This window comes from Sphingobacterium sp. HMA12, assembly GCF_002933815.1.
Lineage (GTDB): Bacteria > Bacteroidota > Bacteroidia > Sphingobacteriales > Sphingobacteriaceae > Sphingobacterium.
Map to the genome: position 1 here is coordinate 323,659 of NZ_BEYR01000004.1, position 19,501 is coordinate 343,159.

20 protein-coding genes are annotated in these 19,501 nt (G+C 39.6%); 4 read left to right on the forward strand and 16 right to left on the reverse strand.

All coding sequences use genetic code 11. From position 1 onward, the window contains the following. Positions 1-127: 127 nt before the first annotated feature. On the forward strand, positions 128-1,432 hold the full coding sequence (locus HMAT_RS20510; RefSeq protein WP_104384728.1) for a M20/M25/M40 family metallo-hydrolase: 1,305 nt from the start codon (positions 128-130) through the stop codon (positions 1,430-1,432). Here the strand turns inward: HMAT_RS20510 and HMAT_RS20515 are convergent. From HMAT_RS20515 to surE, 7 genes are all read right to left on the reverse strand, one after another. Next, positions 1,429-1,929: a GNAT family N-acetyltransferase gene (locus tag HMAT_RS20515; protein ID WP_104384729.1), complete on the reverse strand. Its 501-nt coding sequence runs from the start codon at positions 1,927-1,929 to the stop codon at positions 1,429-1,431. The genes HMAT_RS20510 and HMAT_RS20515 overlap by 4 nt on opposite strands. Then, the gene (locus HMAT_RS20520; RefSeq protein ID WP_104384730.1) at positions 1,926-2,498 is read right to left on the reverse strand and encodes a thiamine diphosphokinase; all 573 of its coding nucleotides are present in this window, start codon (positions 2,496-2,498) and stop codon (positions 1,926-1,928) included. Before HMAT_RS20520 ends, HMAT_RS20515 begins: the two co-directional genes overlap by 4 nt. Before the next feature lie 10 nt (positions 2,499-2,508). Then, positions 2,509-3,699 (reverse strand): M20 family metallopeptidase, encoded by a 1,191-nt coding sequence (locus HMAT_RS20525; RefSeq protein WP_104384843.1) that lies wholly within the window; start codon positions 3,697-3,699, stop codon positions 2,509-2,511. Positions 3,700-3,712: 13 nt separating this feature from the next. Next, a complete protein-coding gene (locus tag HMAT_RS20530; RefSeq protein WP_104384731.1) occupies positions 3,713-4,171 on the reverse strand; it encodes an SPOR domain-containing protein in 459 nt (152 codons plus the stop codon). 20 nt (positions 4,172-4,191) lie between these two features. Then, positions 4,192-7,479: a preprotein translocase subunit SecA gene (secA, locus tag HMAT_RS20535; protein ID WP_104384732.1), complete on the reverse strand. Its 3,288-nt coding sequence runs from the start codon at positions 7,477-7,479 to the stop codon at positions 4,192-4,194. 340 nt (positions 7,480-7,819) lie between these two features. Further along, positions 7,820-8,689, reverse strand: a complete 870-nt coding sequence (locus HMAT_RS20540; protein WP_104384844.1) for a 1,4-dihydroxy-6-naphthoate synthase — start codon at positions 8,687-8,689, stop codon at positions 7,820-7,822. Between the two features lie 332 nt (positions 8,690-9,021). Then, positions 9,022-9,831 carry a 5'/3'-nucleotidase SurE gene (gene surE, locus HMAT_RS20550; RefSeq protein WP_104384734.1) on the reverse strand — a complete coding sequence of 270 codons (810 nt, stop codon included), beginning with the start codon at positions 9,829-9,831 and terminating at the stop codon, positions 9,022-9,024. Positions 9,832-9,986: 155 nt separating this feature from the next. Between surE and kduI the strand changes: the two genes are divergently transcribed. From kduI to HMAT_RS20565, 3 genes are read left to right on the forward strand one after another with little or no spacing between them, the layout of a single operon-like run. Beyond that, positions 9,987-10,832: a 5-dehydro-4-deoxy-D-glucuronate isomerase gene (gene kduI, locus HMAT_RS20555; RefSeq protein WP_104384735.1), complete on the forward strand. Its 846-nt coding sequence runs from the start codon at positions 9,987-9,989 to the stop codon at positions 10,830-10,832. Positions 10,833-10,876: 44 nt separating this feature from the next. Next, a complete protein-coding gene (locus HMAT_RS20560; protein ID WP_104384736.1) occupies positions 10,877-12,001 on the forward strand; it encodes a DUF4861 family protein in 1,125 nt (374 codons plus the stop codon). 5 nt (positions 12,002-12,006) lie between these two features. Continuing rightward, positions 12,007-12,771, forward strand: coding sequence for an SDR family NAD(P)-dependent oxidoreductase (locus HMAT_RS20565; RefSeq protein WP_199768731.1), 765 nt, complete (start codon positions 12,007-12,009; stop codon positions 12,769-12,771). Positions 12,772-12,799: 28 nt separating this feature from the next. Here HMAT_RS20565 and HMAT_RS20570 read toward each other — a convergent pair whose 3' ends face one another. From HMAT_RS20570 to HMAT_RS20610, 9 genes are all read right to left on the reverse strand, one after another. Continuing rightward, positions 12,800-13,642 (reverse strand): SUMF1/EgtB/PvdO family nonheme iron enzyme, encoded by an 843-nt coding sequence (locus HMAT_RS20570; RefSeq protein WP_199768727.1) that lies wholly within the window; start codon positions 13,640-13,642, stop codon positions 12,800-12,802. Further along, positions 13,639-14,418: a hypothetical protein gene (locus HMAT_RS20575; protein ID WP_104384739.1), complete on the reverse strand. Its 780-nt coding sequence runs from the start codon at positions 14,416-14,418 to the stop codon at positions 13,639-13,641. Before HMAT_RS20575 ends, HMAT_RS20570 begins: the two co-directional genes overlap by 4 nt. Beyond that, positions 14,399-15,154, reverse strand: a complete 756-nt coding sequence (locus HMAT_RS20580) for a hypothetical protein (RefSeq protein WP_104384740.1) — start codon at positions 15,152-15,154, stop codon at positions 14,399-14,401. Before HMAT_RS20580 ends, HMAT_RS20575 begins: the two co-directional genes overlap by 20 nt. A gap of 237 nt (positions 15,155-15,391) precedes the next feature. Next, positions 15,392-15,967 carry a nicotinate (nicotinamide) nucleotide adenylyltransferase gene (nadD, locus tag HMAT_RS20585; protein ID WP_104384741.1) on the reverse strand — a complete coding sequence of 192 codons (576 nt, stop codon included), beginning with the start codon at positions 15,965-15,967 and terminating at the stop codon, positions 15,392-15,394. An 8-nt stretch (positions 15,968-15,975) separates the two neighbouring features. Next, positions 15,976-16,545 carry a guanylate kinase gene (gene gmk, locus HMAT_RS20590; RefSeq protein ID WP_104384742.1) on the reverse strand — a complete coding sequence of 190 codons (570 nt, stop codon included), beginning with the start codon at positions 16,543-16,545 and terminating at the stop codon, positions 15,976-15,978. A 2-nt stretch (positions 16,546-16,547) separates the two neighbouring features. Next, positions 16,548-17,423 (reverse strand): YicC/YloC family endoribonuclease, encoded by an 876-nt coding sequence (locus tag HMAT_RS20595; RefSeq protein ID WP_104384743.1) that lies wholly within the window; start codon positions 17,421-17,423, stop codon positions 16,548-16,550. Positions 17,424-17,450: 27 nt separating this feature from the next. After that, the gene (locus tag HMAT_RS20600; RefSeq protein ID WP_104384744.1) at positions 17,451-18,023 is read right to left on the reverse strand and encodes a CAP domain-containing protein; all 573 of its coding nucleotides are present in this window, start codon (positions 18,021-18,023) and stop codon (positions 17,451-17,453) included. A gap of 43 nt (positions 18,024-18,066) precedes the next feature. Further along, on the reverse strand, positions 18,067-18,714 hold the full coding sequence (locus HMAT_RS20605; protein ID WP_104384745.1) for a DedA family protein: 648 nt from the start codon (positions 18,712-18,714) through the stop codon (positions 18,067-18,069). Positions 18,715-18,824: 110 nt separating this feature from the next. Next, on the reverse strand, positions 18,825-19,487 hold the full coding sequence (locus HMAT_RS20610; protein WP_104384746.1) for a DedA family protein: 663 nt from the start codon (positions 19,485-19,487) through the stop codon (positions 18,825-18,827). Positions 19,488-19,501 lie beyond the last annotated feature (14 nt).

The following is a 19,501-nucleotide window of genomic DNA, read 5'->3' on the forward strand; positions in this document are numbered from 1 at the left end:
TAAGCGCTTTCATTTAACCTTTTACCGCCTTGAGGTTAAAGATGGTAGGCCATTATCGACGGCCGGCGTGAATTTCCACTAAAATTACAGCTGAAATTATTATCTTCATCCGAACATTACTAACTTTATGAATTCAGTACCTAGAATATTTTTAGCCTTATCATTAATTACGCTATCTACCATTACATTTGGACAGCAGGTGATTTCCGAACAACAGCGGCAGGATGTGAGCCGTATCTTAAATACCCTGGCTTCGGATGATATGCGTGGGCGATCAGCTCTGACAAAGGACATTGAGCCAGCGGCAGATTTTATCGCAAAAGAGATGCAGAAGGTTGGTCTGGTACCTTATGCAAAAGGGGCGTTTAGACAAACATTCCAACTGGACAGGCTCTCACCCAAAAACAATACCGCAACCGTCAATAAAAAAACCGTTCCTGCGGAGCATATCATATCACTGGGGAACCACGCGGACCTTAAATGGGATGAAAAGAGCGCTATTAAGGTCGTTCATATTACATCCGATGCTGATTTTGCCCAGGCTTTTCGCGAACAGTCCTTGTCTAAGGAAAATACGCTTGTACTGGTAGACCCTTCATTTGAAGCTTCTTTTGTTCGTTTTGGCCAAATGCTCAACAAACCCAAATTTATTGAAGATCCGGGCACACAAAAACCTTCAATAGTCTACCTGCTGACAAAGGAAAAACCAAAAACACTCCATATCCATATCGAACGGGACCTCCAACACTTCCCGCTTTTTAACGTTGCTGGAGTTATTCCCGGAAAGAGTAAACCAAATGAGTATGTAATCTTTTCAGGGCATTATGACCATATTGGCATATTGCCAGCTGTGGGACAAGATTCAATTGCCAACGGAGCCGATGACGATGCGTCGGGAGTAACAGCGATGCTGACCCTCGCAGACTACTATAAGAAGAAAAATAACAATGAAAGGACTCTTATTTTTGTGGCATTTACAGCCGAAGAGCTCGGCATGTATGGTTCAAAATATTTTTCTAATCACATCAATGCGGATCAGGTCGTGGCGATGATCAACATGGAAATGATCGGAAAAGATTCAAAATTTGGGCCCAATACAGTCTATATAACAGGCTATGATCAATCTGACTTAGGTAAATTAATGCAGGAAAACCTAAAGAATACGACCTTCAAATTTTATCCTGATCCTTACACAAAGCAAAATTTATTCTATCGCAGTGATAATGCAGTGTTAGCGGCAAAAGGTGTTCCCGCACATTCATTTTCTACTTCCCAAATGGACAAGGATGAATATTACCACACGGTAAAGGATGAAGTCGCCACGCTAAACGTTCAAAATATTATCTCCAGTATTGAAGCTATTGCGATTGGAGCTTCGGGTATTGTTGAAGGCAAGCAAACTCCTTCGCGTGTGGAAAAATTAAAAGACTAGAAAGAGGTGGTAGGATCTATTGCCCGCTGCATGACATAATCATTCAATACAAAGTCATAATAGGGAATATCAACAGTTTCGATAACCTGAAACCCCTGCTTCAAATAAAAATGATAAGCAGGGTTATTTCTATTGACATTGAGTTCCAAAATATTCTTGCCTTTGGTTTTTGCTTTGTCAATGGCAAAATCAATCAATGCTTTCCCAAAACCTTTTCCCTGTACATTGGGCATCAAATACAGCTTTTCAATACGAAGTTTGTCTGCAAAAGTTTTCAACGCTACAAAGCCCTGGCCGATACCATCTTCCTTCAGAATATAAAAAAACTGTCCATTTACCATTCCCTCAGCTAAGCCTTCAACGGTATAGCTTTTCTCCAGCATAAAATCAATCTGCTCTTTTGAAAGTATCTCTCCATAAGCATCTGGCCATATGATATGCGCCATGTTAGAAATACTACGGATATCTGTCTGTTCGGCTAACTCTATTGTTATCATGAGATTGTCTCTCCTATTAAAATATATTTTGATTTCGAAAATCCGAGCTTAAATAAGCCATCCGCTACTGTTTCATAAAGATCTTCACCTATTTTCCGAAGTCCTTCTGTCGTGATTTCTTCGCCTTGGGAGTCTATTTTTAGCTGCTCCCCACCCATTTTCCACTTTGTAAAACCGGTCGTGACAAAATAGTAGCGCATTCCTTGGGCCAATAATACCACATTGATCAGATCCAGGTAGCGCTGATAATGTACAAGACTTATTTGATCCGTAATAATATTTACCGCCTTATACTGATGTTCAATGAGATATTCAATGGCCGATTGTAAAAAACTATCGATATATGAAACTACTCTCAAATTCTCCTGTGCATAATTTGTTTGGGACTGTGCAAAAACGATATCAAATTTGTATCCCCTGGCGTCCAATGGATCAACCATATTATTTTCTATGGCAATCGTTGGGCTCCATTCCAGCAATTGTCCCAAATCTTCTTCATCGATCAGAAAAAGATCTTCAATCAGCAGAGCAGGTTCCTGGTTCTCTCGAACGATATGATGCGATGACATTTCGAAAGATTTAATACCCTAATCTGCGCAAAGTGATGTAAGCCATCAACCCCGTACTGATTTCCAGCGAGGCTTCATCGACATCGAATGTAGGTGTATGCACCGCAGAAGTTATTCCTTTCGCCTTATTTCCTGTACCTAATCGGTAGAAACAAGCATTGATTTCTTGCGAGTAGTAAGAAAAATCTTCCGCAGCTGGCCAAAGGTCCAAATCCACGACATTTTCTTTTCCGAGATATTCCTCTGCAAAAGTGCGCGCACTCTTAGTTAGTTCAGGGGCATTGATCAAAAATGGATAGCCTTTGCGAACTTCGAAGTCACAGGTAGCCCCCATACTTTCGGCGATTCCGACAGCCATTTTTACCATCGCCTCATGTGCCTCAGCGCGCCATTGCTCATCGAATGTACGGAATGTACCCTCGAGATAAACCTGATCAGGAATAATATTTGTCGCACCATTAGCGATGATTTTGCCAAAAGATAGAACAGTCGGTGTACGAGGATCCGCAAAACGGCTTGCTATCTGCTGTAAAGCGGTAATAATATGCGCTGTGATCACAATCGGATCAATATTCTGATGCGGATGTGCACCGTGCCCCCCTCTTCCTTTTACGGTCATAAACAACTCGTCGCAGGAAGCCATGTACTTGCCTTCACGAAATCCGACTTTGCCAATTTCAATAAACGGCATTACATGTTGGCCTATGATAGCGGAAGGTGCCGGATTTTGTAGTGCTCCTTCTTTGATCATAATGGATGCTCCGCCGGGCAAACGCTCTTCTCCGGGCTGAAAGATTAATTTCACCGTACCACCAAATTCAGCCTTCAGGCTATGTAATATCTTTGCGGTTCCCAACAACGAAGACGTATGCACATCATGGCCACAAGCATGCATGACCCCTGGGTTATTGGATCCATAAGATCGTCCTTCAACTTCCTGAATAGGCAATGCATCCATATCCGCACGCAAGGCGATTACTTCATCCGAAGCAAGTTCACCTTTAATTAACGCCACGATACCTGTGTCTGCCTTTGCTTCGTAAGGGATGCCTAATTGATCCAGCTGCGCCTTTACAAATGCCGAAGTATTATATTCTTCAAAGGAAAGTTCAGGGTTTTGATGAAGATGTCTGCGGTTAGCAACTGTATCTTCAAAATATTGATGGGCTAAGGCCAGGACTTTTTCTTTCGTACTTGCCATAAGGTTGTTTGATTTATTGATAAACAAAAACGCTTTCTGAAAATACGAAAACGTTACTAAAATATTGACGCAGCTCACGCATAAACGCATTCGCTTCGGAACGACTTCTAAAGTCGCCCACCTTCACCCGATAATTGGGTTCATCATAAGTGATATAGGTATCAACATCTTTATACATTCCCCGAAAACGAGTTTGCTCTGAAAAAGCTTGGTTTCGACTGGATCCAGCAAAGATCTGGACGCGAAAGCCTCTCACCTTGACTCTTGTTGCCGCGGAACGTACAACAGGTTTAGAAGGCACTGTCGTGGTTTTGCTTTCGACAGGATTGATTCCCATTGCTGCCCTAAAATTTTGAAGCTGTGTAATCAAAGAATCTTTGGTTACCATCACTCCACCCTTTTCCTGTGCTTTTACGTGAACGATCGTAAATAGCACAAATGCATGTATGAAAATCAATCCTCTCTTCAGCATAGTTTAACTTTTCTTATCGATTAGTTATTTGCGCCGTGGCAATTTTTATATTTTTTACCGGAACCACAAGGACATTCGTCATTGCGTCCCACTGTATTCTCGTTACGAACAGGTTCTTTTGGACCATCATTCATATCCTCTTCACTGACACCTGTTGGGGAAGCCAACTCTGCTTTTGTTTCAACCGTTTTTACAGGTGCTTGGGTTACTTGTCTAGCCTGTAATGAGGTTGTTTCCTGCCCTGGGATCTCTCCTTTGAAAATAAAGCTCACGACGTCCTTGTTCATAGAAGCCAACATAGACTTGAACAAATTAAAGGCTTCCATTTTATAGATAATGATTGGATCCTTTTGTTCATAAACAGCATTTTGAACAGATTGTTTTAGATCATCCATTTCACGTAAATGCTCTTTCCATGCTTCGTCGATCAAAGCCAATACAATGCCTTTTTCAAAGGATTTGAAAACCTCTTTACCATTGCTATCAATCGCTTTCTTCAGATTCGCAGAAACTTGAATACCACGGATACCATCTGTAAATGGAATTACCACGTTTTCAACAATCTGTCCTCGTTCAGCATACACATTATTCAATACAGGAACTGTTAATGCACCAATCGCTTCTATTTTATGATGATATGCTCTGCTTGCTTGATCAAAAAGACGATCTGTCAACCCTTCGATCTTTCCTTGGCCAAATTCTTCTGCCGTGATTTCTGGTGTGATGGCAAAAATACGGATGACCTCAATTTGAAAGTCTTCGTAATTACCTTGCTCTTTGGCTTCAGCAACAATTTCTTCAGCAACATCAAAGATCATATTATTCAAATCCACATCCAAACGCTCGCCAAACAACGCATTTTTACGTTTAGTGTAGATTACGGTACGTTGTGAGTTCATTACGTCATCGTATTCCAATAGACGCTTACGAATTCCAAAGTTGTTCTCCTCAACCTTACGTTGTGCTCGTTCGATAGATTTGGTCAACATGCTATGTTGCATCACTTCACCCTCTTCGACCCCCATTTTCACCATGATATTGGAGATTCTTTCAGAAGCAAACAAACGCATTAAGTTGTCTTCTAACGATACGAAGAATTGTGATGATCCCGGATCTCCCTGACGACCAGCACGACCACGTAGCTGACGGTCAACACGACGAGACTCATGTCTTTCAGTACCGATAATTGCAAGACCACCAGCATTTTTTACTTCTTCAGTCAATTTAATATCCGTACCACGACCAGCCATATTCGTCGCGATAGTCACTTGTCCGGGACGTCCGGCTTCAGCAACGATATCGGCTTCTTTTTGGTGAAGCTTTGCATTCAATACATTATGTCTGATCTTACGTAATTGAAGCATACGGCTCAATAGCTCGGAAATTTCTACCGATGTTGTACCGACTAGCACAGGGCGTCCCTGATCTGTCAACCGTTGAATTTCTTCGGCTACTGCGTTGTATTTTTCGCGTGCAGTACGGTAAATCAGATCCTGACGGTCTTCCCGTTGGGCAACGCGATTGGTAGGGATTTCTACAACATCCAATTTATAAATTTCCCAAAGTTCTCCGGCTTCTGTTGAAGCAGTACCTGTCATACCTGAAAGTTTGTGGTACATACGGAAGTAATTCTGTAAGGTAATCGTCGCGTAAGTTTGTGTAGCATCTTCGACCTTCACATTCTCTTTTGCTTCGATCGCCTGGTGCAAACCGTCTGAGTAGCGACGACCATCCATGATACGGCCAGTTTGCTCATCGACAATTTTCACTTTACCCTCATCCACGATATATTCCACATCGTTCTCAAACAAGGTATATGCTTTCAATAGCTGATTAATGGAGTGGATACGATCTGCTTTAATCGAGTAATCGCGCAATAAGTCTTCTTTCTGAGCTGCTTTTTCTTCCAAAGTCAACGAAGACTTTTCAATTTCTGCAATTTCAGTACCTACATCAGGTAAAATAAAGAATGAAGGATCTTCTCCTGTCGCTGTAATTAATTCAATACCTTTTTCAGTCAGTTCGACCTGATTGTTTTTCTCATCAATGACAAAATAAAGCTCTGCATCGACTTTAGGCATATTTTTATTTTGTTCTTGCATATAGTAGTTTTCTACTTTTTGCAAGATGGAACGATTGGCGCCTTCACTCAAGAACTTGATTAAGGCTTTATTTTTAGGTAGACCTCTGTACGCCCTCAATAAAGCTAAACCACCACCTTCAACATCAGAATCACCAGCAGCCAATGCTTTTTTAGCATCATTTAATACAGTATTGATATAAGCTTTTTGAACATGCACCAAACGCTCAATACGTGGTTTCAATTGATAGAATTCATGTTGATCGCCACGGGGGATCGGACCTGAAATAATCAATGGTGTACGGGCGTCATCAATTAAAACGGAGTCAACCTCATCGACCATGGCAAAATGCAATTTACCTTGCACCAATGCATCAGGCGTCTGAACCATATTATCACGTAAATAGTCGAAACCAAATTCGTTGTTTGTACCATATACGATATCGGATTGGTATGCTTTACGACGTTGCGGTGAGTTTGGTTGGTGTTTATCAATACAATCTACGGATAAGCCGTGGAATTCAAATAATGGTGCGTTCCATTCAGAGTCACGGCGAGCAAGATAGTCATTGACGGTCACGATATGCACCCCTTGTCCAGAAAGTGCATTTAGATAAGTTGGCAAGGTTCCGACCAATGTCTTACCCTCACCTGTTGCCATCTCAGCAATCTTGCCGCTATGTAGTACAATACCACCGATCAACTGCACATCATAATGTATCATGTTCCAGGTTACCTCAGTACCAGCAGCCATCCACTTGTTCTTCCAAATAGCTTTATCACCATTGATAATAACGTTTGGCTTGTAGACAGCGAGTTCTCTGTCAAAATCACTGGCAGTAACTTCCAATTCTTCGTTTTCTGTCAAACGTCTTGAAGTTTCCTTCACCACAGCAAACGCCTCCGGTAAAATATCCTTCAATATCTCTTCCAACTTCTTATCACGATCTTTAGACAATTTGTCTACTTGCTCGTAAATAGAAGTCTTTTTAGCCATATCGTCCTCATCTTGATCCGCCTCTGTTTTAAGCGCCTCTATTTCTTGGTCAATATCTGCAAGGTAATTTTTAATTCTTTCTTTGAAGTCAACGGTCTTGGCACGTAACTCGTCATTGGTTAGATTTGAAAGTTTATCATATTCAGCTTTGATTTGCTCTACAACTGGCTGAATCCCCTTGATATCTCTTTCGGATTTACTTCCAAATAATTTACTTAAAAACTTTAACATAATTTTTTTTCTATCTCAACTAAAGATTTTGTACAATAATGACTCCAAAGTAAAATTGCAGACAATTTGACACTAATCGGGCAAATTTAGTTATTAGATATGATATCTAACAGCTTACCACTATTTTTTTTGCGTTATTTTTTTCAATTGGATGCGCATCTTATTTTACTCGTCTCAATTTATCCTATTCTCACCTCATTTATCCTATTATTGAGGACGTTCTATTCCCTTTATCTTGGTTATTTGTTCTTTACACCCCGAATAGTAGCACTTGAAAGAAAACAGGTAGTGCTGCTGCACAAGCGACCTGTTATTACGGCTACCAAATATTGGGACGATGTTATGAAAGAAACAATTTTTTATCCGAATGCGGGATCAAACCCATCTCCTGAGCCTTTTGAAACATTTTAGTAATTGCATTCCGTCCTTCAATGCCCAATTCAACTGAATATTTATTGACATAAAGTTCAATATGCTTATACATCACCTCCTCACTCATCTCCTGCGCATGGCTACGGATAAATTCCAATCCGGACTTTGGATTTGTAAAAGCAAACTCGACGCTCTCCTTTAAAATTGCATTAAGCGTGTCTTTCACATCCTTCGGCAACGAACGTTTTACGACAATACCACCCAGCGGAATCGGAAATTTTGTCGTACTTTCCCAATATTCTCCCAAATCGACGACTTTATACAGTCCTTTTTCTCCATATGTAAACCGATTTTCATGAATAATAAGCCCCAAATCAATTGAACCATCCAAGAGCGCCCCTTCTATATCAGAAAAAACCAGTTCTATTTTATTGGTTAATTCCGGGAATGCCAAGCCCAACAGAAAATTTGCAGTTGTAAACTTCCCTGGATATCCCACCTTTAACTTATCAAATTCGCCTAAACCGCCACCATTTTTTAGCTTCTCCTTGAGCACTTCCGCCAAAGCAGCATCTTTTGTGATTAGCATCGGACCCACACCAAAGCCCAAGGCGCTACCCGCATCCAACAGTTCGTAATCTTCAATGGCATAAGCAAAAGCGTGATAGCTCAATTTGGTGATATCCAGTTCTCCTTGAAAAGCCTTTAAATTTAATGTCTCAACATCCTGATAAGCTACATCAAAATCCAACCCTTTCGTATCTATTTTATGATGGATCAAGGCATCAAAAATAAATGTATCATTCGGACAGGGAGAAAACCCCAATGTTAATTTCATTTTATCCTTCTTTAAAAAATGAACCGATAAAAACATTTTAAACGATCCCTGTGGTATAGCCACAGCTGTTTACATTTTTGTTTTATACAGTCACTTTATGTGTAATTAAATATAATATCATGGCCAAAAATGTCATGATGATAATTCCTTTCCCTACGTGATCATTACCTGAGCGATATGCAAACCTTAAGAAAATCAAATTGATCAATACAGCAATGGTATACGTTGCCATTGGCTTGTCAGGAAGAAAATGAAGTTCGATATCAGTGAAACGCACCAGTAAAAATGCGAGTAAGGGAAATATAATGCCTATGCCAAGGCCTATCCAAAGATTATTTTTCACTCTTGCTGTATTGGGTCATACCATCCAAATGATCAAAACTCCATGAATTCAGTTCCGGAATAGCATGATGTGCAGTCATGTCAAATTGTGTAGGAACAACGGATACATAGCCATTTGCTAATGCAAAACTATCCGTATCTTCTCCACGGTCTTGCAAGACAAATTTTCCTGTGGTCCAATAATAATCACGGTTATGTGGATCAATACGTTCATCAAATTCCTCTACCCAGTGTCCTCCAGCCTGTCTACAAATTTTAATACCTTTAAATCCTTGTGTTTGCGGAAAATTGACATTGAGCAATGTATTTTTTGGTAGACCATTGGCCAAAACTTGTTCCGTTATGGAAATCACATAAGGTCTGCAGTAGCTAAAGTCCGCATCATGGGAAAAATTGTCCAGCGAAAAACCAACAGAAGGAATTCCTTCGATAGCTCCTTCGACCGCAGCAGACATTGTTCCAGAATATAAAACATTAATTGAATTATTCAGCCCGTGATTAATACCAGACACACAGATATCCGGTTTTTGCCCTTTGAAGACTTTATTAACGGCAAGCTTGACGCAATCAACGGGCGTTCCCGAACATTGATACATCTCTACTCCTTCATAAAGATTAATTTTATCCAATCGCAACGGTCTACCAAGCGTGATCGCATGGCCCATACCCGATTGTGCCGAATCCGGCGCTACCACAACCACATTGCCTATTTTTTGCATTTCTTCTAACAACACCTTAATTCCCGGAGCTGTGATACCATCGTCATTAACAACTAAAATATTCGGTTTCTTCTTTACCATATACGAAGTTAGCAAATCTGAAAAATAAAAACCGTAAGAAAATTTGTCTTAATAGATCCTTTACATAAGTACGACATCGATTGCGTAAGATTATATAGCTTTTAATAAATATTAGCCCTAAATTTAGCTTTCAAATAAAGAAAAATCATTCAGTTATGAGCATTAATTTTGAATCCCGTTATGCAATCGGGCCTAAAGAATACAAAACGTTAGACACGCAAGGATTAAGAGATAACTTTCTCATTGAAAAAGTTTTTGAAACTGATAAAATTAACTTTGTCTACACGCATTATGACCGTTACATGGCCGGTGGTGCAATGCCCGTAAATTCAAAAATCAAATTAGAAACAATCCCTGAATTATTAAAAGAACCTTACTTCCTTTCGAGAAGAGAATTAGGTATCATCAATGTCGGTGGGAATGGACAGGTGGAAGTAGATGGAACATCATATGAACTTAAAACCAAAGAAGCACTTTACATCGGGCAAGGTTCAAAAGATATCTATTTCTCAAGTCAGGACAGTTCAAACCCGGCAAAATTTTATTTAAATTCAACCCCAGCTCACCATAGTTATCCCACAAAAAAGGTGACCAAGGAAGATGCCAATAAAATAGAATTAGGATCCCTGGAAACAGCCAACCACCGTACCATCAACCAAATGTTGCTGAATAAAGTTGTACAAACCTGTCAATTACAAATGGGAATGACGGAACTAAAGCCAGGATCGGTATGGAACACTATGCCTTCGCATACACATGACCGTCGTATGGAGGTTTATTTTTACTTTGAATTGCCAAAAGGTCAGGCAGTATCTCATTTTATGGGACCGATAGACGAAACGCGTCACATTTGGATGCATAATGATCAAGCGGTCATTTCTCCGCCTTGGTCAATTCACTCGGGGGCAGGAACATCCAACTATACGTTTATCTGGGGTATGGCGGGTGAAAACCTGGACTACGATGACATGGACAAATGTGCTATCACTGAGCTTAAGTAGTTTTTTGGAGATAGAGATCTGAGATTCTTTAACAAAAATATCAAATGAAAAAAACATTCATATTAAGTTTAGCGCTGGGGCTTTCAAGTATCGCCTTTGCCCAAAACAATAAGACAATCACAGTAAATAATCCTTCAGCTGTAACTAGAACAGAGCTGATCAGTATTCCTTATACAACGTTCGAAAAACATTTCGAACTGAAGAAAAATGTCTTTACGATCATCGACAGCAAAAATAAACAGGAACTGGCTTACCAATTGGAAAAATTAGGACAGCCAACACCTCAAAATGTGCTGATACAAGTCTCCATTGCGCCCAAAAGCGCTTTAACTTTTGGCGTAACCGGAAACAATCCCCAAGCCGTTGCTTCCAAAGCATATGCACGTTACGTCCCTGAACGTAAAGATGACTTTGCCTGGGAAAATGACATTGCTGCATTCAGAGCTTATGGAAAAGCTTTGGAAGGCAGCTCCGAGGATGCTCAGGGATTTGATTTTTGGGCTAAACGTAGTAACGACCTCGTTATTGACGAATGGTATAAAACAGGAGATTACCACGCCGATCATGGAAAAGGTTTAGATTATTATTCTGTAGGTCAGACCCTAGGAGTAGGAGACGCAACTCCATTTATTGACCAGGAAGTCGTCTATCACAAACATTATCGTCAATACAAAGTGCTGGATAATGGTCCTTTACGCACTACATTTAAGCTAATATATGATCCAGAAAATGTAAAAGGACAGCATATACAAGTTGAAAAGACAGTCTCTCTGGATGCGGGAAGCCAGCTGAACAAAATAAGTTATGCAATCAAAAATACGACTTCAGGCAGTACAGCTGTAGTCGTTGGTCTTGCCAAACGTAAAGAGGATAAACCGCAGCTCTTAAACGATCCTAAAAATGGTTTTTTGGCATATTGGGAGCCTGCTGAAGGAGATAAAATCACTGGAACAGCTGTCATCTTACCTAAAATAAACTATGTATTTAAGGATAGTCCCAAACAGTTTTTATTGGCGACTACGGTCAAAAATGACCAACCTTTGGTCTATTTCGCCGGAGCTGCATTTAATAAGGCAGGTAAAATAACCAGTTTTGATCAATGGCAATCCTATATCAAAGAATTCAGAAATAACTTAAATCAACCATTAACGATAAAATACGCAAAATAATGTCTATACTGCAATCTTTTGATCTGACCGGAAAGGTCGCTTTGGTAACAGGCTGTAAAAGGGGAATAGGTAAGGCTATAGCGGAAGCATTAGCGGAAGCCGGAGCGGACATCATTGGTGTTTCGGCATCGTTGGAGACAACGGGATCCGCCGTAGAAAGATCCGTTCAGACGTTAGGAAGGAATTTTTATGCTTATCAATGTGATTTTTCGAAAAGAACAGAACTCTATCAGTTTATTGAAAAAGTAAAATCGGAACATCCGACAATAGACGTCCTATTCAACAATGCCGGAAATATATTGCGTAAACCAGCCGCTGAACATCCCGATGAATACTGGGATGAAATCATTGAAATTAATCAGAATGCACAATTCATTCTGACAAGGGAAATTGGAAAAGATATGATTTCACGTGGAACTGGTAAAATTGTATTCACGGCATCGTTATTGACTTTTCAAGGCGGTATCAATGTTCCGGGATATGCTGCGTCCAAAGGTGCGATAGGATCATTGGTCAAGGCTTTCGCAAATGAATGGGCCTCCAAAGGAGTGAATGTAAATGGTTTTGCACCAGGTTATATTGCGACAGATAATACGGAAGCACTTCGAGAGGATCCCGAACGCTCGAAATCCATCTTGGACCGTATCCCCGCAGGACGTTGGGGTACTCCGGAAGACTTTAAAGGACCGGCAGTGTTCCTTGCTTCAAAAGCAGCGGATTATGTACACGGTACGATTCTTACTGTCGACGGCGGCTGGATGGGAAGATAAAAATTCAACCTTTTAAGATTAGTTTGTTTTAAAAGTCTTTATCCTGCGTGGTAAAGGCTTTTTTTACAACCCTAAACCCAAGATTGCTGAATGAGGCGTTCGGACTGACAGAGCCAATATAAACCGTGTTGAAGGCCGAACAGCTATTTCTACTGCACCACCACGAGCCACCTCTTGCATGAGCCACATCGCGCTCTCCATCCCTATTTAGTTTGCCCCGACAAAATTCAAATACATTACCAAATACATCAAATAGCCCCCATGGATTCGGTTTAAAAGTCCCTACTGGAGATGTATACATATAACCATCCGAATAGTCTGCTTTAAGATGATCTTTACCATGCCATATATTGGCATATTGTCCGATATTATCTTTATTCACCCCTTCAAAATAACGGCCATCATTGCCGGCTCGCGCAGCGACTTCCCACTCCTCAATAGTAGGTAATCTACAATCTGCCCAGGCACAATAGGCCAATACATCTTTAAAAGAAATGCAGGTGACAGGGTGATCCATTTTGTCTACTATACCACCACGGCTTATTCCATTTGGAAAACGCCAATAAGCGGTGCTGTCTTGCAGCCACCTGAACTCTGCGAGCCCCGGCTCAAATACCATTGCATTATGATGTCGTTCCGCCAAAGTCCGATAATTCGTTGCCCGGACAAATTTTTCAAATTCAGCATTCGTCAGCTCATAGGGAGCAATCCAAAACGATGTGATATGCACCGTTCTTCTTGGGTTATCCAAACTCATCGTATCACCCAATTGATAGTCTCCCTCGGGAATTAAAATATATCCCTTCTCCTGACCCACTAGCGATAAACAGTTTGATAAAAAAAAGAGCAATATGTATAATGCTTCTCTCACTGATTTTGACGTTTTTTATAGCAAGCCTGAGCAGATTCAATAATATACACTTCGTTGGCACTTGAAAAATTTATCCAGCTATCATAATGCGTATCTGCTCCATATAACTTGTTGTATATTTTCGACTGCTCAAATTCCTTTAACTCCGATTTTTTTATTAGCTGTAGCAGAGTGGTCAGAATATCCTTGTCTTTTGGATTTTTTTGATAAAAACTGACTAAAGAGGGAATACTTTCCCAAGCGTCGATTTCTATTAACGCAGTTTTATAATTCAATCCTAACATATGATTCCGGTCCGCTTGATCCATGATCAGATCTATTACTCTTTTTTTATTTTTCTTCATAAAATGAAGCTGCCGCTCACTCCAAAAGACACCATTATAAACAAAAAGCAAATGCCCAAATATTTTATTCTGGGGGTCAAATACAAACATCCGCTCGGCACAGGCCTGGCTATAGATTTCAGGATGGATCATCGTATAAGTAAACTTTTCTTCGAAGCTCAACTTATCAAAGTTTACGCTTGAAATGCCAGCATCATAGTCCACCATTGCTTCGTCCGGTAGGCTTTTCACCCGTTGTTCAACTAGGCGCTGAACCTTCTTGAGACCAAAAGGCGGTATGCTTATTTTTTCGCGCATCGCATAATAGGCTGAATCATTTGGCCGTGGATCATTCCAGGCTACGTCTTTATATTCCTGACCGAAACTTGAATTGCGAATAAACCCGATCAATATCAGGCAGCAGAACAATATTTTATTTACCTTTTTTCTCATTGTAATATCCCATTGCTCTACGATATATTAATGCTTCATTCTCCTTATTATAGTCTAGATAGGAATAGTAGTTACTTGTCTCGCCATATAACTTTTTGAAGGATGTAGACTGCATAAATTCGCTATACTCACCACGTTTCATCAGTAATAGCAATAAAGTCAACGCATCTTTATCTTTAGGGGTTTTCTTTGCGTATTCAATAATAAATGGAATCATTTGCCAGCCATTGATCTGTTCGATCGCCTCTTTATAATTCACGCCCATTCGTTTGCTTCTCAAAACAGATTCCTGGATCAGTTTCATGACCGAATCCCTGTTTTCCTGCAGAAAATCAGTCTGTCTTTCTGACCACCAGGCTTCATTAAAACCATCGAGTAACTTGCCAAATATTTTCTTATCTATAGCTTTCTGGTGTTCCGGTATATCGCAATTTTGGGCATACACCTCAGCATGGATCATGGTATAAGTAAATTTTTCACGTAAACTTAAATTCTTAAAATCCGTCGCTGAGAGTGCCAGTAACCCAGTCTCTGAACCGTCTTTGTCTTCTACCGGTGACAACTTTGCGATCATTGCTTTCACCTTTGCCAAACCATATGGAGGTGTGGTCATCTTTGTTCTGAATTCAATGGCAACGGGATCCATGATATAATCACTTCCCGTATCATCTCCTGTCTGTGCAAAGACACAAGTCCAACGACTTAGGCAGATTAATAATAAAATTAAACTTCTCATATAGTATGCATCGTGCTATTTAAAAGTAAAGAAATTATTCTTACCAAAAACAATTCCATTTGTTAAATCCAAAATCACAAATTATATTACCCTGATTTATAAGTATATTTCGTTTCGTTATCCCTTCTGCATTTTTCAAAATCAATGGCTATCCAATAAGCTTACCAACCACAGGAAAACAAAAAATCCCCGAATCTTTTATGGAATCCAGGGAGTAAACTCTTCTTATATTGCACTTTAGGAATAAAGGCCCTTTTTGTCTATAAAATCAATCACTTTTTGCGGTGTGAAAAACTGAATATTCTTATTTTCTTTGATTGCCTTTCGTAAAAACGTTGAAGAAAGCTCCATTAATGGCGTATCAGTCATGGTTATAGCCGGATGATCCTTTAGTTTCCCACCATCGTAGCCCGGACGGGGATACACATAAATGTGATAATCACGCAAAATAATCTCGGCATTCTTCCATTTTTCCAATGATTCTAAGATATCCTCCCCCATAAGAAGCACAAATTCTCTAGTTGGATATTTTTCCTTCAGATGCGTTAAGGTGTCTATGGTATAGGATGGTACCGGCAAATGGAATTCAATATCGCTCACGCGCAAATGTTCGCAATCCTCAACGGCAAGATTGAGCATTTCCAAACGATCATAGGGATCCGCTAAAGTTGATTTTTTCTTAAATGGATTCTGTGGAGATACCACAAACCATACTTCATCCAGTCCGGTAAAATTGGCCATGTAATTTGCTATAATCAAATGCCCGACATGCACCGGATTAAAAGAACCAAAAAACAAACCAATCTTTTTCATTTAGCGTTTTATTTATCGATGAAACCCATTACAATTTCTTCTGCCTCAGCGCAAGCTGTCGCTAGATCAAAATTCTTCAAGATCACATCAAACTTATTCGCATAGGTAAGTTCCAGTTCCGCTTTGGCAAATCTTTCTTGCAACTTTTCCTCCGAATCCGTGCCACGTCCGGTTAAACGTTCTTTAAGCACCTCCAATGAAGGTGGCTGTACAAATATAGAGATTGCCTGTTCCGGAAATTTAGATTTCAGGCGCAATCCTCCGACGACATCAATATCGAAAATAACATTTTTACCTTCTTTCCAGATACGTTCGATTTCGGAACGCAACGTACCATAAAATGTACCCGAATAGACCTCTTCAAATTCGATAAACTCCTGTTTGGCAACTTTATGCAAAAATTCTTCTTTGGACATAAAGTAGTAGTCTTTTCCATCGACCTCCTGCCCCCTTGGATCGCGGGTACTCGCAGAAATAGAAAATTCTATTTTATCCCCATGTTTACTTAATAGATCTCTTACTATAGTTGTTTTTCCTGCTCCTGATGGTGCCGAGAAAATAATTAATTTACCGCTCATTCTTATAATACGTTGAGCAACTGCTCCTTTATTTTTTCTAATTCTTCTTTCATTCTAACCACGATCTGTTGAATACCGGCATGATTAGCTTTGGATCCCAAGGTATTGATTTCACGGCCCATCTCTTGAGAGATAAACCCTAATTTCTTACCATTGGAATCGGCAGAATCAAAGGCTTTCAGAAAATAGTTGCAGTGGGAACGCAACCTAACTTTCTCTTCAGTGACATCTAATTTGTCTATATAGTAAACGAGCTCCTGTTCAAAACGATTCTGGTCCACGTTCTCTTTACCTACACTATCGTTGAGAAATTGCTCTATACGCTGTCTGATCAATGGGATACGCTCAACTTCAAGATCTTCGACCTCACTCAAATAAGTCAAAATTAGCTCAGCTCGCTTTTTTAAATCTTGAGCCAATACATTTCCTTCGTCCTCACGGAATGTATTAAAATGTTTGACCGCATCATAAAAAGCATCCATCAATACGCTGGATTCTTCATCATCAACGGTATCATCGTTGTTGGTGACAACTTCGGGCATATTTAACGCCAATTCGAATAGATTGACATTCGTATCATTTAGCTCATCTGCGATCTGCTGCAATTGACCATAATATTTTTTAAGTAAATCAGCGTTGATAGATGAGGCCTTAGCTGTTTGGTCAGTATATTCTACGGTTACGTTCAAATTGACTTTGCCGCGTTCAATAAGCTTACTACACTCTGTGCGCAAGGTCAATTCTTTGTCCGAAACGACTTTGGGCAGACGAAGATTTAATTCAAGGAATTTTGAATTTAAGGACTTTATTTCGACACTATATTTGACTTTACCGTTCTCTTGTGAAGCCGTGCCATATCCTGTCATGGATTTTATCATATGCAAAGGTATGATTTTTCATTTTCTTTACCAATCATGCTTTGCAATAATAACAACGAGATAGCTTTCATAAGGTTTGGCCCCCTTACACTTTACATAACCGATTCCGATATCATATAGCGATGCGTTCCATTGATCCATCCCTAGCAGATGCGTACGGTGATGATAACCGGGTGCTTCTTTTCCGATGATTAACGCTTTAATCGCATCAGTCGCACTGGCGCGATTAGCAGCAATGGATTCAAAGTTATTGGCATTCCTTTTTTTTAACCATGACTGATTTAAACTATATCCGGCTTCTTCAATAAAATAATTGGGTCCATAGCCCTCAGGAGAGACATGATCAAAGTAAGACCGTTTAGCCATATCCTTAGCCCGGTATTCCGCGACCTCAGCAAGCTGTTTGTTCCAATTAAGCTTTGTTCGGGTAATCTTATGTAAATTAAAAAGCTTCAGTTCCTTTTTATAATTCTCGGGATTTGTTCGAATTTTATTCAACAGATCGTAGGCTTCTTTTGCTTGATGACGATCGACTTTGACACGTTGTGCCAATGAAAACTGTGCGACAAATAAGGTAAACGCTAAAATGAAATATTTCATACCAATCCTTTAACCTTAAAAGACTGCATTTAGTACTTAACGTTTAATCTTTTTTTGCTCTTTTAACAACAAAAAACTGTATCAGCATGGGTATTAGACTGATAAATATGATTGCTAATACAACCCAGGAAAAGTTATGCCTGAAAAAAGGAATCTGTCCAAAAAAGTAGCCGGCTAGAAGAAATAAGGATACCCACAATATGCCTCCTACTACATTATATTTACCGAAAACGCTGTATGGCATCTTGCCAATACCCGCTACAAAAGGGGCAAAGGTCCGGACAACGGGAACAAAACGAGCATAAACAATGGTCTTAGTACCATATTTAGCATAGAAATCCTGCGTTTTTTGAAGATAGGAAGATTTAAATATTTTTGAGCCCGGTTTAAAAACCCGGATTCCAAAATATTTGCCAATCTCATAATTAACAAAATCGCCAGAAATAGCCGCGCATATAAGAATCAATAAGAAAAGGGACAGTGAAAGATTGCTTTCCGCTCGTGAAATAATGGCACCTAAAGCAAATAAAACTGAATCACCTGGAAGGAATGGTGTAACAACAAATCCTGTTTCAGCAAAGATAATCAAGAATAGAATGAAATAAGTCCATCCTGCATAGGTATTGACGATCTGCAACAAGTGTTGATCAATGTGTAGGATAAAATCGACCAGATGATAAACAAAATCCATATTCGATAAATAAAACCTTTATGTTCTTATAAGCGCCAACAGCTATAAAAATCAACTGAAGGTTCTTTCTGACCAATAGAAAACAGACACTTTCAGAAAAAAAGGGAGTCCTATTGAACTCCCTTTTTAGTTTTTATTTTTTCTTTGACCAATTCAAAGATTATAGGTAATACAGATATAAAAATGATCAGCAGTACCACTTTAGAAAAGTTATCTCTAATAATTGGGATATTGCCCAAAAAATAGCCAGCTAATGTAATGCCTCCTACCCATAATATTGCTCCAACAACATTGTAAGTAATAAAAGTACCATAATTCATTTTTCCGATACCACCAACAAATGGTGCTAACGTGCGTACAATAGGAACAAAACGGGCTATAACAATTGTTTTACTACCATACTTTTCATAGAAAGCATGCGTTTTGGCAATCTGTTCATCCTTGACAACCTGTTTGCCAAAAAGCTTGAATTTTGTCAATCGCATCCCAAAATGCTTTCCGATGGAGTAATTGAGAGAATCACCAGTTACTGCAGCAATCAATAAAATCAGTATCATTAACCAAACATTCAATTCATTTGGTTGCGCAGCAAGCATTCCCCCAGCAAACAATAAGGAATCTCCAGGTAAGAAAGGCATGACAACTACCCCTGTTTCAACAAAAATAATGAGAAACAAAATAAGGTATGTCCACAACTGATAGTCATTGACAATTTCAACCAAATGTTTATCAATATGGAGAATAAAGTCAATAAGGTGTGTAATTATTTCCAAAACCGATCAGAAGA